At 40.6% G+C, this 17,694-nt stretch carries 11 protein-coding genes; 7 read left to right on the top strand and 4 right to left on the bottom strand.

Annotated features, from left to right (window positions below):
* Positions 1 to 193 precede the first annotated feature (193 nt).
* Positions 194 to 607 carry a hypothetical protein gene (locus AAEY55_RS14190; RefSeq protein WP_350551846.1) on the top strand — a complete coding sequence of 138 codons (414 nt, stop codon included), beginning with the start codon at positions 194 to 196 and terminating at the stop codon, positions 605 to 607.
* A gap of 97 nt (positions 608 to 704) precedes the next feature.
* Here AAEY55_RS14190 and AAEY55_RS14185 read toward each other — a convergent pair whose 3' ends face one another.
* Both AAEY55_RS14185 and ygjK read right to left on the bottom strand, forming a co-directional pair.
* The gene (locus AAEY55_RS14185; RefSeq protein WP_011329866.1) at positions 705 to 1,130 is read right to left on the bottom strand and encodes a hemerythrin domain-containing protein; all 426 of its coding nucleotides are present in this window, start codon (positions 1,128 to 1,130) and stop codon (positions 705 to 707) included.
* A gap of 401 nt (positions 1,131 to 1,531) precedes the next feature.
* Positions 1,532 to 4,015: an alpha-glucosidase gene (gene ygjK, locus AAEY55_RS14180; protein ID WP_182683711.1), complete on the bottom strand. Its 2,484-nt coding sequence runs from the start codon at positions 4,013 to 4,015 to the stop codon at positions 1,532 to 1,534.
* 264 nt (positions 4,016 to 4,279) lie between these two features.
* On the opposite strand from ygjK, the gene AAEY55_RS14175 reads away from it, so the two are divergent.
* The 6 genes from AAEY55_RS14175 to AAEY55_RS14150 all read left to right on the top strand — a co-directional run bounded on the left by AAEY55_RS14175 (position 4,280) and on the right by AAEY55_RS14150 (position 13,421).
* Positions 4,280 to 6,997 (top strand): TonB-dependent receptor, encoded by a 2,718-nt coding sequence (locus AAEY55_RS14175; protein WP_310736330.1) that lies wholly within the window; start codon positions 4,280 to 4,282, stop codon positions 6,995 to 6,997.
* A gap of 100 nt (positions 6,998 to 7,097) precedes the next feature.
* Complete coding sequence (locus tag AAEY55_RS14170; RefSeq protein WP_350551842.1) at positions 7,098 to 8,180, top strand: saccharopine dehydrogenase; 1,083 nt, start codon at positions 7,098 to 7,100, stop codon at positions 8,178 to 8,180.
* Positions 8,177 to 9,337, top strand: coding sequence for a saccharopine dehydrogenase family protein (locus AAEY55_RS14165; RefSeq protein WP_182683709.1), 1,161 nt, complete (start codon positions 8,177 to 8,179; stop codon positions 9,335 to 9,337). Before AAEY55_RS14170 ends, AAEY55_RS14165 begins: the two co-directional genes overlap by 4 nt.
* 270 nt (positions 9,338 to 9,607) lie before the next feature.
* On the top strand, positions 9,608 to 11,092 hold the full coding sequence (gene nhaC / locus AAEY55_RS14160) for a Na+/H+ antiporter NhaC (RefSeq protein WP_182683708.1): 1,485 nt from the start codon (positions 9,608 to 9,610) through the stop codon (positions 11,090 to 11,092).
* 33 nt (positions 11,093 to 11,125) lie between these two features.
* Positions 11,126 to 12,682, top strand: a complete 1,557-nt coding sequence (locus AAEY55_RS14155; protein ID WP_350551838.1) for a tryptophan halogenase family protein — start codon at positions 11,126 to 11,128, stop codon at positions 12,680 to 12,682.
* Positions 12,683 to 12,698: 16 nt separating this feature from the next.
* Complete coding sequence (locus AAEY55_RS14150; RefSeq protein ID WP_350551835.1) at positions 12,699 to 13,421, top strand: SapC family protein; 723 nt, start codon at positions 12,699 to 12,701, stop codon at positions 13,419 to 13,421.
* A gap of 288 nt (positions 13,422 to 13,709) precedes the next feature.
* Here the strand turns inward: AAEY55_RS14150 and AAEY55_RS14145 are convergent, their stop codons facing one another.
* Together AAEY55_RS14145 and AAEY55_RS14140 are read right to left on the bottom strand one after the other, a co-directional pair.
* Complete coding sequence (locus AAEY55_RS14145) at positions 13,710 to 15,242, bottom strand: aldehyde dehydrogenase family protein (RefSeq protein WP_350551832.1); 1,533 nt, start codon at positions 15,240 to 15,242, stop codon at positions 13,710 to 13,712.
* 29 nt (positions 15,243 to 15,271) lie between these two features.
* Positions 15,272 to 17,656: an aminotransferase class III-fold pyridoxal phosphate-dependent enzyme gene (locus AAEY55_RS14140; protein WP_350551829.1), complete on the bottom strand. Its 2,385-nt coding sequence runs from the start codon at positions 17,654 to 17,656 to the stop codon at positions 15,272 to 15,274.
* Positions 17,657 to 17,694: the final 38 nt, after the last annotated feature.

The raw sequence follows: 17,694 nt of genomic DNA, 5'->3' as shown, positions 1-17,694 counted from the left end.
CAGCAGTTAACCTATTATATTTATTAGCTTTTATGTACAGCGTTTAAATACTTAAAATAAGCCGTGCTTTAACTGTTAATAAGCTAAGTAGGTAAGGGTAATTAAAAATAATTATGCTTTTTTGAAATAAAAACCAAGTTATACGGTCTTGGTAATTTAATAGTTTATTAATATTTTTATTAAAGGAAGTTTTATGACAAACCCAATCAGTGCCGATCTACGAAACCGTTTGCAGTGGTCTTTACTCTCTCTGCGTGTGGGTGTTTTTATTGTAATGATAATGTGGACGCTGGATAAATTTGTGAACCCGGCACATAGCGCCGGTATTTTTGAAAAGTTTTATGGCATTAGTGGGTCAACAGATATAGTGGCGTATGTGTTAGGTGCGCTGCAATTAGTTTTAGTATTAGCATTTTTGGCGGGTATTAAAAAGCGACTTACTTACGGAATCATTTTTGTAATGCATGGCTTGTCTACACTTTCATCGTACAACCAGTACATAGATGGCTTTAACAACTTATTATTCTTTACTGCATGGCCAATGTGGGCTGCGTGTTTTGCGTTGTATTTACTGCGCGACCAAGACGTAAAATTTACTATAAAGTAATATATAAAAAATTGGTTATAAGCCGCTTGGCTTATAACCAAATAGTACACAAGGGAGTGTGTCAAAGTTATAGCGTATAAAGTAGTTACTGCAGCAGTTAGTGCATTGCATCGTTATAGTGCTCAGCTAAGCTTTCTTTTTGCCCTTCGGTTAGTGCTTTGCCGGCTAGTTGAAATACTTCGTGCTCTTCTTCATCTAAGTGATGATGCACTAAATGATGGAGTTTTTTAGCAGCAACCAACCACGCTGGTGAACTCCTATCGGTTTCTTCAAGTTGTTCAATTAATTCATCAATATCATGATGTTCTGCCACACTATGGCGGGCTTTTTCATGGGTTAGATCTTCAAACATCAGTGGGTTATAAAAATAACGCTCTTCAAATTTTGCGTGTTGTTTTAGCTGTGTTTTTAGTTCAAGCATTAATTTTTGACGCTCATCTGTATCACCATGAGTTTGAATAAGCGCATCTACTAACTTACGTTGTATGTCATGATCGGCGCGTAGTGCTTCAAAAATATTCATTTTATTTCCTACTTTACTCATTGTTTAAATAATATGAAGCAAATACAAGGCCATTTTTAATACACTGTAATACAAGGGGTTTTGTTTTTATTACAAAGAGATTATTTGAGAGGTGTGTAAAAATTACTATGCACTGTATAAAGCTAACAACAAAAAGGACTAATATTATTAAAATAGTGTATTTATGTTTGAGGTTGAATCTACAGGACTGCATTTTTTAGGCAAAAAATAGCCTATGTAATGTGGGTATTCCCCATAGATCGCGATATCAACACATAAATGTCAAAACTGAGCCTAAAATTATTGTTATTTTAACTAAACTTAATGTTGTTCTAGCTTTCACATCGGCAGAGTGAAAGCTAGCAACAGCAGTGAATCATAGAATTTTGAACGCTTTCTATTTAGCTCTTATTTTCTGTAAAAATTTCGTTGTAAAGCATCAATAAATGAGCAGCACTCCAACTGAAATTACTTGCACCTTGTACAGCGCCTGTTTCAGGGTTGTAATTTTCTCTTATGGCACTGTTTTCACTTAAACCTTGCGCATTGGTCAACAGTTTTGCTGCTAAAGCGTTGGCTTCTACCGTATAGCCATAATTGTTTAAGGCGATTAAACCAAAATAGACTTGGTCAAGCCAGACTCTACCACGCCAATAAATATCTTGATCATAAGCTGGATTAGATAACGCCGCCGTACCTAAAGGCACTTTAGTGTTGAATTCACTTTCCTGCAGCATCACCTCTTTAACTCGCGCCGCTTTATCTTTATCTGCGATATTGGCCCATAATGGGCTCCAACCTTCTGGGCCTCTGCCGCGTTCGGTCAGTAGTTTACCAGTACAGCTTTTTTGTGAGCTTGCAGTCGGGTCTATAATAGCTCGATCATAATAAAAGCCTGTTTTATCATCGTAAAAACATTGGTTAATTCTTGCCGCTAATACTTTTGCTGTTTGTCTATATTTCTTGGCAAGAGCAGGTTTCTGTAGTAATTCAGCCATATTAGCTAACAGGTTTTTTTCATGAGCTAAATAGGTGTTTAACTCCACCGACTCTTGATTGATAGAAAACCCTATTAGCTCGCCAGCAGTATTTCTATTTTCGAAAAACATCACCTGCCAGTCTTTGCGGGCTTGCTCAATGTTACCTTGGTAATGTTGCTTAGCATAATGACTGAGCTGTGTTGGAGTGATAAAGCCAAAGCGCGCAGCATTATCCATACCTGATTCCCATGCAGCGCCATGCTGAGCGCCAATATCAATATCATCATAATCACCACGGCTCAGCACTTGTTGATATAATGCCATTCCATTGCAGTGATACCAGTGATCATTTTTAACGCTGCAACTGCTTAAACCAGCCGTTTGGGATTTCTTATCATCCAGATATTGTACTTTAAAGCTGATATTGCCATTTTCATCATTATGAAATCTATGTTTAGTAGCACCGTACTCTACTAAACCATTTTGATTATGATCACGGTTTCTGTACCACCATCGATGATATTGCTCAAGTCTTGGGAACATTTCGGCGATAAAGTTAATGTCTTGAGTTTTTAAATACACTTGCCAAATAGCCCAACTCGCCAATGGTGGTTTGCTATTGCGCTCATTCCAATTACCACCATCTCCACCACGAGGTTGATCTTTATTATAGAAGACTGCGTCTGTGATCATGCCTTCATCTTCAGGTCTTAGTGAGTCATTCGCTTGAATTTGATAATCAAACATCGCTCGAATATTGTTTTTCGCTAAGTTGGGGCTAAAGCTGGCCATGGCATAGGCATGCTTCCACGTATCCCAAGCCCAAGTGCCGTTAAACCATCTTGCGGTTACTGATGGGGTGACACTGTCATGTAATAAATTACCCGCAGCGCTACGCCAATTACCGATTAAGGTTTCTATTGATTTAATGGCCACTACTTTTTGTTTGTCAGTTTTGTCTTTAAGGTTAACGCCATTATCTAAATAGGCTTGCCACCTGTTTGTCGATGCTAGAAGGTACTTATAAGGCTCAGTCAGTGCATTAGTAATAAGAGCCTGCTCATTGTGGGCTTCATTTTTATTGTGGAAATAACTTTGCGTGGTAAATAGTTCGATGTCGCTATCTGGAGCAACTTTTATGTTGGCAGTACTAATATAATTTTGTTGCTTTGGTTCTATCTGTGTCGAACTAGCTAGGCTACGGCTAATTTGATATTGAGAACTGTCACTGGTAAGTATGTCCCATGTTGCTCTTATTTCATCAAAATCAATATTTAGCCCATACTCATGGCTTGTAATTTTACTTGACCAACCAGGTAAAGCCGCTTTAACCGTTTGACTATCATCCCATTGCGAAAGCAAAGTGCCTTGCCAGCTAAGTTGTAGTGATTGTTCTTGGCTCGTTTTGTTAGTAATTTTTGTGCTGATTAGCGCCGTCCTATTACTAATAAAGTGTAACGAGAGGGCAAGATCAAGCTGTGGTAACTGATACTGTTGAATGAGTGCACCTGGCTGCGAATAGATTGCTAACTGCGCTGTTGATAAATTAATGTTTTTTTGTGTTTTATTATCGATAATGCTCAGCTTTTCCAGCTGTTTAGCAATAAATAAACTGTACTCTTGCGCGATGATCATTGGGCCAGTAAATGCGCCGTAACTGCTTTTATCATTAGGTAGCAAGAAACCATGCCAAGCACCAAAATCTAAAAAAGGATTAAATTTTTGATTTTGGTAACTATCGTAATTTTTATATTGCTGAGGTGTTCCGGTCCGATCAATAACATTTCGGGCAAGAGGGTGCTCAGCAGTAATTTTTGTCATCGTTTCAGTTTTTGCAATTACAGTGCTGGAAAAAAGCACTGATAAGCAAAAACCTACTTTAAAGATATTAAAACTTTTTATCATGATATTACTTACCTCATAGCGAGTTAGTATCACTTTACAGTGATCTTAAATAGACAATAATTCCTTTAATTTCAAATTATGCCAAAGACTAAACTATTATGCGATAATTAATATAGTATTATTTGTATTATAAATGTTGCAATTGATGTGTTTGTGATTATATTCTGTAATCGCTAGGTTAAAGTGTAGCCTTGCAAAACAGAAAAATATAAATAAGTCAACAAATGGGTGAGTGATTAATTACTGCTCAAAAGGGGAGTCTACGTGCGAATTAATAAACCAAAATTTAATTATTTATCAATGCTAGTTATGGTGAACTTAGGTGTTTCAGCCGCTGTAAATGCATCAGAGACGAATAATAGTGCAAATAAAGACATAGAAGTTATTGCTGTATCAGGTATGCATGCCAGCATGGTCAAGTCGATGGATATCAAAAAATCATCTAGTGGTGTTGTTGATGCCATCATTGCGGAAGATATTGGTAAGTTTCCCGATCAGAACGTTGCTGAATCTTTACAGCGAATCTCAGGTGTTGCGATTGACCGAGATGGTGGCGAAGGGCAATTAGTGAGTGTTCGTGGTTTAGGTCCTGAATTTAATGCTGTGCTGGTAAATGGTCGTACTATGTCGACCGTTAGTGGTGGCAGAGCATTTAGCTTTGATACCCTTGCCTCAGAGCTAATTAGTGGCGCAGAAGTACACAAAACACAATCAGCAAAATTACAAGATGGTAGTATCGGTGCGACGATTAATATAACGACTCATCGCCCATTAGATATTGGTGAATTTAAAGCGATTGGTAGCATAAAAAATACTTACGACAAATTGTCTGACTCAAATAATCCGACATTTTCGGGCTTGATTAGTAATACTTTTGATGATGGAAAGTTTGGTCTTTTAGCATCACTTGCTTATAGCGATAAAGACAGTCGTAGTGATATTGCGCAAACAGCTGGCTATGTAGAAGAAACATTAGACTCATTAACAAGTGGTGAGACACTCGAAGATGTATTCATGCCACAAAACTACGATCAAATCGTAAAAACTGAAAATCGAGAACGTACCAGCGGTAGCTTAGTATTACAGTATCGTCCTAGTGATGACCTTTTGTTTACCGCCGATGCGCTATATTCAAAATATGATGTTAGTTATCGCGAAGATGTTCTTGCACATTGGTTCGAGTCAGGCAATATCGTTGATGCCACTTTAGATGAAAATCGCACCATTGTTCGACTTGCAACAGGTAATAACAGTGCAACAGATTACTTAAACCGCTTATCTTACCGTCCAACCACGACTAAAGCACTTGGTGTAAATATGGACTGGCAGTTAAACGATGAAATTAATATTGCTGCCGATGTGTCATACTCTAATGCGAAGTCTAACGGAGGTAATGGTACTACAGATACCGTAGCTGGCTTTTTTAATAGCTATACCTTTGATAATACGCAAGGTGGCGCAATACCGGTTTTAGGCTTCTCGGAAAACTTAAGTAAAGATATCTTGGGCGCAAACTGGGCCAGTATTTTTGGTGATGATATTGAAGATGAAATAGCTGAAGCACGACTGGGGGCAGAATGGATTGTCGATGCGGGTTCGCTGTCTAAAATTAACTTTGGTACCTCATATTCAAACCGTACTTTATCCACTATGCCAACGAACACTGATCAAACTGTACGTAATGGCTGGGGGGGATATGTCGTACAACTTCCTGCAAGCCTATTCAGTGACTTTGACGCAGATGGCTTTTTATCTGCTGTTGACGGCAACCCTGTTAGTCAGTGGTTAAGCTTCGATTCTTATGAATATATGGCATTTTTAGAAAGTAATCAAGGTTATACACAACTTGACCCTGAATCTGCTGAGCGCATGAAGCAAGCTATGGATAACAATGGTGGTCATACTGCACAAAATGTATTGTCTGATTCATATGAAGTTGAAGAAGAGCTAAAAGCAATCTATGTTGATGCTTACTTCGATGGTGAATTTAATTATCTGCCATGGCAGGTTGTTGCTGGTGTTCGTTATGTACAAACAAATACTAAATCATCAGGTTATGGCAATGAATTAATTGATATTACAGGGCCTGATGCACTAGGTAAGTATGTCCCTATAATGTCTGATGATTTATCGCGTATTAGTGCAGATGGCGATTATAGTAATGTCTTACCTAGCATAAATGCCAATATTGAAGTTATTGAAAATGTGATCGTACGTACGGCTTGGTCAAAGAGCATAACGCGTCCAACATTAACTGAACTGTCTCCAGCGACGACTTATAGTGAAGGCAAAATTGACAGCTTATCAGCCTCTGGTGGCAACCCTAACCTTAAACCTTATGAATCAGATAACTTCGATTTAAGTCTTGAGTGGTATTTTGATGATGCAAGCTATGCTGCTATCTCTTATTACACCAAAGATATCGATAACTTTATTGATGCAGGACAATCACAAGAAAGCGTAACGGTTCCTAACGGTGAATTCGAAGTAAAAGTTAGCCGTCCAATGAACCTTAACTCAACTAAAATCGACGGAGTTGAACTTGCTTTACAGCATAGATTTACCTACTTACCTGCGCCATTCGATGGTTTAGGTATGATGGCAAATATGACCTTTGTTGATAGTGAATCAAGTGCCGACACCGCGGAAAACCCATTACCATTGCCAGGTTTAGGGGATTCGCAAAATGCGGTGTTATTTTATGAGAAAGACGCCATTCAATTCCGCGTAGCTTACAACAACCGCTCTGAGTTTATGCAAGTAACCTCTAACTGGGCAGGCGGCGCGCCAATTTATGTTGAAGACTATTATCAAGTTGATATTAGTGGAAGTTATGATATCAATGAATCGTTTACGGTGTTCTTTGAAGGTATTAACGTGACCAATGAAGTGACCAATAAACGTGGTTTATATAGTAATCATGCTTTATATACCATTGAAACTGGCCCTCGCTACTCAATTGGTGTTCGTGGTTCATTCTGATCCCCAAGCAACAAAGGGATTTGTTGATTTATTAAGATACTAGCTAGTTTTATTAATCTAGCTAGGTCTCTTTTTCATCCAATTACTGAACACTAATATTATGAAAAAAGCACATATTTGGCTGAGAGCCGAAACTAAACCTTATGAGCAACGTACTGCACTGTCGCCAATAGGTGCAAAAAAATTAATTGAGGCGGGCTTTAAAGTGACCGTTGAATGCTCACCTCAAAATATTTTTACTCAAGAGCAGTATCAAGAAGTTCATGCCGAAATTGTCGAGCAGGGCAGCTGGGTTAATGCGCCGAAAGACGCGATTATTTTAGGTTTGAAAGAACTACCCGAGGATGATTTTCCGCTGATCCACCAACATATTTATTTTGCCCATGCTTATAAAGAGCAAGCAGGCTGGCAAGAGCTATTATTACGCTTTAAGCACGGTGGGGGCGAGTTATTCGACTTGGAGTATTTGGTTGATGAGCAACAACGAAGAATTGCCGCTTTTGGTTACTGGGCAGGCTTTTCAGGTGCTGCTTTATCCATATTGGCTTGGGCAAATCAACAGCAAAACGTTAATCCACCATTAGCTAATATTTCATCTTATCAAGACAAAGAGCAACTGCTTGGCGACCTTAAACAGGCGATAAGCCAAATCGATACTAAACCGAAAATGCTAGTCATAGGTGCTAAAGGTCGCAGTGGTAGCGGTGCAGTGGATTTAGCTAAATCACTATTACTTGATATTATCGAATGGGACTTAGCCGAAACCAAAAAAGGCGGACCGTTTGTCGAAATCACTCAAGCTAATATTTTTGTTAACTGCGTACTGATTAATCGAGATTTACCGCCATTTATCACTAAAGAGTTACTGGATCAACCAACAAGGAAATTGTCGGTGATTGTTGATGTCAGTTGTGATCCCTACGGGAGCTACAACCCATTACCTATTTATAAACAATGCACAACGTTCGAAACTCCTTGTTTACGCATTGATGACACTAATGTGCTTGACCTTATTGCTATCGACCATCTGCCGTCGTTATTACCTAAAGAAAGCAGCGAGGATTACGGCGAGCAATTAGTAAAACATTTATTAACGCTTACTGACAAATCTCAGGGGGTTTGGCCTGCAGCATTAGACTTATTTAAACGTAAAATAACCGAAATTAAAACAGGAAATATATGACTCATACTATACATTGGCTAGGAGCTGGATTATCGTCAGCACCTGGTATTATTGAATTAGCAAAAAAAACAACGCCTATTATTGTGTGGAATCGTAGCTTAGCGAAAGCACAGCAAGTACTGGGAAATAGTGATGTTGAGATTGATGTCCGCCAGTTAAACTGGGATGCATTAACTGCGAGTGTAAAACCCGGTGATGTACTCGTGTCAATGTTACCAGCGACTATGCACTTAACTGTGGCAGAATTTTGTTTACAACACCAAGCCCACTTTGTTTCTAGTAGCTATATCGCACCGGAAATGGCGGAGTTAGACGCCAAAGTAAAAGCGGCCAATTTATGCTTTGTCAATGAGGTAGGTTTAGATCCTGGTATCGATCATTTATTTGCTCATTTGTTGGTTGATAGCTACCAAACTAGTGAGCAATATTCACCAGGAAACCAGCATTATTTTCGCTCTTATTGTGGCGGATTTCCGAAAGAGGCCAATGACTTTAAATATAAATTTAGCTGGTCACCATTAGGGGTTTTAAAGGCGTTACGTTCAAAAGCACAATGGCAAGAAGACGGCCAAGTGAAAACTTCTAATGCCCCTTGGGAAGCGTTAAGTGAATATCAAGCGCAATTATTTGATCATCATGAAACATTCCAAGCCTATCCTAATAGGGACTCAATACCCTTTATCAAACAATATAATTTTAAAGATGATTGGGATGTTCAGGAATTCGTCCGTGGGACATTACGATTAAATGGTTGGTCAACAGCATGGCAGCCACTATTTGACGAGATAGCTACGCTCTCAGGGAGCGAGGGCGAGCAACGCTTGCAGGAAATTAGTCAAGAGCTTGAGCAAAAATATGGCTATGATGAAGGTGAAGCGGATCGCGTAGTCATGTGCGTAGAGTTAGAAGTTCGACGTGAAGGCAAAGTGGTTTGGCATCAAAGTTATCAGCTAGATAGTCAAGGTAACGAGCAAGGACCTGCCATGGCTCGACTAGTGTCATACCCAGTTAGTTTGGCAATAGAGTCTGTACTTAATCACCAAATATCAACAGGGGTAAGTGCGGCGCCAGAAAATGTCAAACAAATTGATCAATGGCTATCAAAGTTAACGACTTTAGGAGAGTCGATTGGTCACCATGATTATTTAACAAAGTAAAATAAAACGGCGATTGAATGCTTGACCTTCAATCGCCGTTTTTATATATAGTTATCTACCAGAAACATGGATTAAAGCTAAGTATGCTTTTCTTTAATTGATACTAAATAATCAATGTTTCTACAAAGCCCTGGAGTGACTGAGCAAATAGTTTAAGAATTATGTCGATTTTCCATAAAACAACTAACAATAAAAAACAGCGCCCAGTTACCCTGAAATACACATGTTTACGTACTTTTAGTCTGGCCGCTAAAAATTAAAGGGATAAGCATGATAGAAAAAAAACAAAAGCCGACGTTATTTGACGCATTATTCCCCATAGTCATTTTACTTTTCTTACTCTTTCTTGCAGTGTATTTTTTTGGCGATGATTCATCGTCAGGACCTAACCAAATAGCATTGATGTTATGCGCAGGCATCGCGTGTCTTATTGGTTTAAAAAATGGCTACAATCGCGATGAAATTGAAATCGGTATTACCAAAGGTATTAGTTTAACGTTAGGGGCCATCTTAATTTTATTAGCGGTCGGCTCACTTATTGGTACTTGGTTATTAGCTGGTACCGTACCAACAATGATTTATTTTGGTTTACAAATTCTCGAGCCGCAATACTTTTATGTCAGTTGCTGTGTTGTTTGTGCGTTGGTTGCGTTATGTATTGGCAGTAGTTGGACGGTAGCGGCAACGATAGGTGTGGCATTAATGGGAGTTTCTTCGGGTATTGATGCCTCCGGCCCGATGACGGCGGGTGCTATTATCAGTGGCGCTTATTTTGGCGATAAACTTTCACCATTGTCAGACACTACTAATCTGGCCTCAGCCATTGCTGGAACAGAACTATTTGTTCATATTAAAAACATGATGTGGAGTACAGTGCCCAGCTTTGCTGTTACCCTCATCATATTCTTTTGTTTTGGTTTAAATAGCAAAGAACAGGTACCTAATGGCCAAATAGAACAGCTATTAGTCAGCCTAGAAAATGAATTTTTTATTGCTTGGTATTTACTGCTACCTTTGTTTATTACTTTATTTTTAGCAGTGAAAAAAATGCCAGCGTTTCCGGCCATTGGTATTGGTGCAATTGCTGGTGCCGTATGGGCGGTGTTATTTCAGCAAGATCTTATTCTGTCTTACGCCAATGATGGTTTATCAACACTCGAAGCTAATACCATGGTGGTATGGCAAGTGATGTTCTCTGGCGTTGAACTAGACACAGGCAATAAGGCGATTGATAGTTTATTAAGTGGCGGTGGTATGGGGTCAATGCTAAATACTATTTGGCTAATAATCTCGGCGATGACGTTCGGTTCAATAATGGAAAAGGTGGGTTTGTTAAGGCGTGTGGTAGAAAGCTTAATGAGCGTGACTAACAGCGTTGCCTCGTTAATTTCTACTACGATAGTGACGGCTTTTGGCACTAACTGTATAGCCGCCGATCAATATATCGCAATTGTAATGCCGGGTAGAATGTTTAAAGAAGAATATAAGCGTCGCCAATTAGCGCCGGAAAATTTATCGCGAGCGTTAGAAGATGGCGGCACGGTCACTGCGCCGCTTATCCCGTGGAATACCTGCGGTGCTTATATGCAGTCGGTATTATTGATCAACCCCTTAGAATATGCGGTCTTTTGTTTCTTTAATTGGCTATCACCCATTGTTGGTATCGTTTTCGCTATTACCGGCTTTAAAGTAAAAGCCTTAGTGGTAAAAACACTCGATAAAGGCGTTAAATTAAGCCCAACAGCAATAAAGTAAAGCTAATCAGCAATATAATAATAAGAGTAAATTATGGCTAAAAAATTAAAACATGTGGTAATTGTTGGCGGTGGCAGCGCTGGCTGGATAGCCGCGGGCAGTATTGCCGCGATGCACAATACACAATCAGGACAGGGGCTAAAAGTGACGTTAATTGAGTCACCTGATGTTAAAAGTATTGGTGTTGGTGAGGGTACTTGGCCGACTATGCGTACCACGTTACAAAAAATGGGTATTTCTGAAACCGACTTTATTCGCGAATGTGATGTTAGCTTTAAACAAGGGGCAAAGTTTGCCAAATGGGTAACGGGCACCGACGATGACTTTTATTACCACCCGTTAGTGTTACCACAGGGTTACTTTGATATTGATTTGTTTAAATATTGGCAAAAAGATAAGCAGGGTATGTCATTTTCAGAGGCGGTGTGTTTTCAAGAACAACTGTGTGAAAAGGGCTTAGCGCCGAAATTAATCACCTCACCTGAATATGCCGCCGTGGCTAATTATGCTTATCATTTAAATGCTGGTAAATTTGCCGAGTTTTTAAAAGCGCATTGTATAAACACGCTGGGTGTTGATTATATTCAAGATCATGTATGTCAGATCAACAGCATAGACTCTGGTGATATTGCCAGTTTAAGCACAAAGCATCATGGTGATATTGCGGGCGACTTGTTTGTTGATTGTACCGGCTTTTCCGCTTTGTTGATTGGTGAACACTATCAAGTGCCGTTTATCAGTAAAAAAGATATTTTATTTATCGATTCCGCACTAGCAGTGCAAGTGCCTTATGAAAAAGGTGCTGATGCCATTGCCTCACACACGATTTCGACCGCACAAGAGGCAGGGTGGATATGGGATATAGGGTTACCGTCGCGCCGCGGTGTTGGTCATGTTTATTCCAGCCGGCATACCACGCAAGCCGAGGCTGAAAAAGCGCTACGGTGTTATTTAAAGGACTCTATTGGTGATAAAAGCGAAAGTATCGCTTTGCGGAAAATTGATATCAACCCAGGTATTCGAGAAAAATTCTGGGTTAATAATTGTGTGGCGGTAGGTATTTCGGCCGGTTTTTTAGAGCCGCTAGAAGCGTCAGCGTTGGTGATGATCGAACTGGCTGTTGCCACGATTGCTGAACAAATGCCAGCAAATCGCGAATGCATGGATATAGTGGCAAAAAGCTTTAATGAGCGCTTTAACTATAACTGGGAGCACATCATTGATTTCCTTAAATTACATTATATTGCTAGTAAGCGCGAAGACTCGGCATTTTGGCGTGATAACCGTGATCCCGCCACGATTCCTGACAGCTTAAAGTCATTAATGACCTTATGGCAGCATCGCTCGCCGTCAGAATATGACTTTCACTATAAACGTGAGGTGTTCTCAGCGGCAAGTTATCAATATGTGCTTTATGGTATGGACTTTAACTTTACGCCCAACGAACGCCCTGCTAGTGAAGCGGAAGAAAAAATGGCGCAGCGGATGTTTGCTGAAAATAAGCAGGTAACTGAGAAGTACGTCAGTGCTTTACCAAGTAATCGAGAACTGATAGATAAAATTCATCAATTTGGCTTTAGTAAAATTTAATTACAGCAGGTTAGTTATGCATCAATTAGAAACCGTAAATAGCGAGCACCACAGCAACACAAAAGTATCGCTAGCAGGCACGTTAGAACAACATGGACAAGTACACATGAGCCATATTGTCGCGCAGGAGTTTGCTGAGGTTGCCCAGTATTACCCGATCTTTTTTGCGAAAGACAGCGATACTGGTCAATTTCAACCTGTGGCCTTATTTGGCTTAGCGGTGGATGAAAATATTTACCATGACAGTGGCTTGTGGGAAAAGTGCTATTTACCGCTAAAACTGCAAAGCACGCCTTTTTATTTAAGCCAAGACCTTGACACTCAGCGGCCGATTTTAGCAATTGATAGCAATGACGCGCGCGTAAATGAGCAACAAGGTGAGGCGTTATTTAACAACGGCAAGGCGAGCCCCTATTTACAACAACAAAGCGTTATATTGTCTGAGCTTACTCAAGGATTTGTACTTAACAGTGCCTTTATCAACGAGTTGCTAGCGTATAATTTGCTTGAGTCGGTATCGTTAGATATTAAATATAATAATGGTCAAGCACAGCAATTGACCGGCCTATATACCATAAATAAAGAGATGTTAGAGAAGGTACCGAGTGAGGTGCAAACGCAATTTCAGCAACAAGGTTATACCGCTTTACTCAGTGCGGCTATGGCGTCAGTAAGCCATGTTAGTACCTTAATAGATATTAAAAATCGCTTATTGGCCAGTAAGAGCCAAGCACAGTAAAGAGTAAATAACTTAAACTTAGTCATGTTATCTGCTGCGATATTAACGCTAATGATTCAAGTTATATCGCCGATGTTGCTGGTAAGCCCGCCTGAGACGCGAACCGCGGTCTTCATTTAAAAGCGTAGCATCGCTGTTATCGAGGCTAAATGCGTTGTCAATGGCGCGATAGGCTTGCCTAAGACGTATTAGTTCAGGCGACAGCTAACAACTCACTAACGACCTGTAGGGTAAGGCAAAAAAGCCACGTGATGACGTGGCTTTAATATATTGAACATAGTTAGCGCATTAAATATCGAATTTAATACCTTGTGCTAATGGCAATTCAGTCGAGTAGTTGATGGTATTGGTTTGACGGCGCATATACGCCTTCCAAGCATCTGAGCCAGACTCACGTCCGCCGCCGGTTTCTTTCTCACCACCAAAGGCACCGCCAATTTCCGCACCTGAGGTACCAATATTGACGTTAGCAATACCACAATCTGAACCCCAATGAGATAAGAAGTTTTCTGCTTCTCGCAAGTTCTCTGTGAAGATTGCTGAAGAGAGTCCTTGCACAACATCATTTTGTAAAGCAAGAGCATCATGCACATCACCTGAGTACTTTATTAAGTATAAGATCGGCGCGAAGGTTTCATTTTGTACCATGTCGTAATGATTTTCCGCTTCAACAATGGCAGGTTTTACATAACAACCAGACTCATAACCAGGGCCTGATAATACGTCACCGCCGCACAATAACTTACCGCCTTGCTCTTGTACCTTGACTAAAGCATCACTAAACATAGCAACGGCTTGTTGATCAATTAATGGACCAACATGATTACTTTCATCTAGCGGGTTACCAATTTTAAGTCCGGTATACGCTTTGACTAAAATATCCTTTACCTGTTGATAAATGCTTTCATGAATAATAACGCGTCGCGTGCTGGTACAGCGTTGGCCTGCTGTACCTACCGCGCCAAACACAGTACCGGGTATCGCTAGTTTTAAATCCGCTTGTGGCGTTAAAATAATGGCGTTATTACCGCCTAACTCTAGAATAGACTTACCAAACCTTGCCGCAACGCTGATACCGGCATGACGACCGACACGGGTTGAGCCCGTGACTGACATTAATGGGATACGCTTATCATGTAGCATGCCTTCACCGAGTACATTACCGTCACCAATCACTAAAGAGAATATCCCTTCAGGTAGCTCGTTTGCCGTTAAGACCTCGTTTAAGATATTTTGACACGCGATGGCAGTTAATGGCGTTTTCTCTGACGGTTTCCACAACGTGACATTACCACAAATAGCAGAAATCATGGCATTCCACGCCCATACAGCAACCGGAAAGTTAAACGCAGAAACAACCCCGACAATACCGAGCGGGTGGTATTGATCATACATTCTATGCAACGGGCGCTCTGAGTGTAAAGTAGAGCCGTCAAGTTGACGAGATAAGCCAACGGCAAAGTCACAAATGTCGATCATTTCTTGTACTTCACCTAAGCCTTCTTGTAATGATTTACCCATCTCATAGGCTACAAGCTCACCCAATGGCTGTTTAAAGTCACGTAACTTGTTACCAATTTGACGGACGATTTCACCACGGTGAGGGGCCGGTACTTTGCGCCATACTTTAAATGCGGCTTGAGCAGTATTCACCACATGCTCATAGTCTTCGCTTGAACATTTGTAGACGCTAGCAATCGCTTCTCCATCTGCTGGAGATGAAATATCAAATTGACCATTACTTTTTGTCTCCATCCAGTTAATACCGGTTGAAGCGCCGTAGTTGATGGCATTAATGCCTAATTCATTTAAAAATTTCATATGCACCTTTTGTTTTAATGTAGACGCTGTCACGCTGATAGTTCCATTAGTCCTAGTTTAAGTACCTTGATAAATTTATCCGCATCGCATTTATTAAATGCTAATGGCGGTTTAATTTTCAAAATATTATAAAAAGGCCCCTCAGTACTGAGCAAAATGTGATGCTGTTTGAAGAACTCAACTAACCATGAGGTTTTGTCGGTGGCAGGTTGCTTGCTAATGCGGTCTTCGACTAATTCAACACCAATAAATAAGCCTAAACCGCGTACGTCGCCAATAAGCTCAAAGTGTTGCTGTAATAATCTCAATTGCTCTGTAAAGTAAGCGCCAGTTGTTAAGGCATGAGCCTGTAACTGCTCTTGCTCAATCACATCAAGTACTGCCATACCAATGGCACACGACACTGGGTTGCCACCAAAGGTATTAAAGTATTCCATACCAGTGACAAAGGCGTCGGCAATTTCTTGTGTGGTGATCACGGCGGCCATAGGGTGACCATTACCAATTGGCTTACCTAAGGTGACAATATCTGGCACCACATTTTGTGTTTCAAATGCCCACATATGACTACCGACTCGGCCAAAGCCGACTTGTACTTCATCAGCAATACAAACGCCGCCAGCAGCACGTATTTGTTCGTACACCATAGCTAGATAACCGTCAGGCATAATAATTTGGCCAGCAACGCCCTGTAATGATTCACAAATAAAAGCGCTAGGTTTTTTACCGGCCTGTGCTAATTTGGCAAGGGTTGCTTTTACGCTATTGGCATATAGCTCAGCGGTTTTGCTGCCTGTGCCTTGAAATTCACCTCGGTAAGGATCGGGCAGGGTAACCTTATGTACATAAGGTGGTGCACCTTCGCCGCCCGGGCCGTCAAATTTATAAGGGCTAGCTTCGATACAGGCATTGGTATTACCATGATAAGCGCCGTCAACCACCAGTAGCTCTTTTGATTTAGTGAAACAACGCGCTAATCTAAATGCGAGTTCATTCGCTTCACTGCCAGAGTTGACTAACATACAAACAGATAATTTTTCTGGCATGGTTGCCAATAGTTTATCTGTGTAGTTAACGATATTGTCATGTAAATAACGGGTGTTGGTATTTAGTTTGGCTAGTTGTGCTTGTCCTGCCGCGACCACTTTTGGATGGCAATGACCAACATGACAAACATTGTTGACCATATCTAAGTAGGGCACACCTTGCTCAGTAAATAAATAAGCGCCTTGGCCGCGCACCATTTTTAATGGTTCTTGGTAGCTTAAACTTAAGGTTTTTCCTAAGTGTTGCTTACGGTAGCGGATAATATCAGCAGGTGCTTTGCCGCTGTCTAAAGGTAGCTGACATGCTTGACGTAATTGGCATAGCACGGCGAAGGGACTTAATGCGCTTAGTTGTTCAAGTAGCGCCCAGGCCGGTTTTACCGACACTAACAAGTACTTATTGTCTGGTTGCTGCGAAATAGCTAAGGCGGAATTACAAACTGTAGTACATAAACGCAAGGCGACTAATGAATATAAGACTTCGAGTTCGCTGTCAGATAATGGTCGCACCTGATGGTAGCCAGCCACTATGGTTTTAAAGGCATTCAGTACGCCATCTTGTGTTGATTTTTCACCCATTAGGGCATACGCACAGGCAACGGCTAATTCATTAACAATATGGCTGTGTACCATATCACCAAAATCGATCAAACCGGTTATTCTGGTTGGCGCGGTTACATCATTCACTAACAAGTTGTAATCGTTGGCATCATTATGAATTACGCCTTGCGGTAATTGCGCTAGTACAGGCATGGTTTGCGTTTGATAAAGAGTAAGAAATTTCTCTACCAAAGGCGCTTGGTCAGCATGCAGAAGATGCTTTTTGCTCATACTAACACGATAGCCCTGGGCTAAATCCCAATCTAAATAACGAAACGCACCAGGATGTTGAAAACCCGCTAACGCTAAATCAATCTTAGCAACAAATTGGCCTAAATTAGACCAAAGCGACTCATTGTGCGTCAGGCTGTCGGCTTCAGCATAGAACTTGCCCGGGATAAAGGTTAATACCCGTAAATAAAACGTTTGTTGTTCAGCATTAGTGATAGGGGTAATGGTTTCGCCATTTATATTACTCAAAGCATGAGGCACAGCACATTGCTCGGCAGTTAAATGTGCCATAGCCGCATTTTGCATGTCTAGCTCGAGTTTTGGCTCTGCTGAGTTAGCAATTTTAACAATATATTGCGCGTTACTTTCGGTCGTTAATAATAAGTTTTGATCACAATAGCCCATTAGGCTTTTCAATTGCCCAGACAATTGGTATTGCTGAGTTAATAATTGATTAATTGCAATGTCAGAAAACGACGGTGTTTGCTCTGTACTCATTGTTGCCTCTTCAAAGCTTATAGCTAGGTATTGTTGCATACTCTCGCCACTTCAAAATGCTAGCCCAATTAGGGCTG

Source organism: Pseudoalteromonas sp. 120-MNA-CIBAN-0494, from assembly GCF_040308885.1.
GTDB lineage: Bacteria > Pseudomonadota > Gammaproteobacteria > Enterobacterales > Alteromonadaceae > Pseudoalteromonas > Pseudoalteromonas nigrifaciens.
Note: the sequence above shows the minus strand (reverse complement) of the source record. Positions and strands in the feature narration are given on the sequence as shown.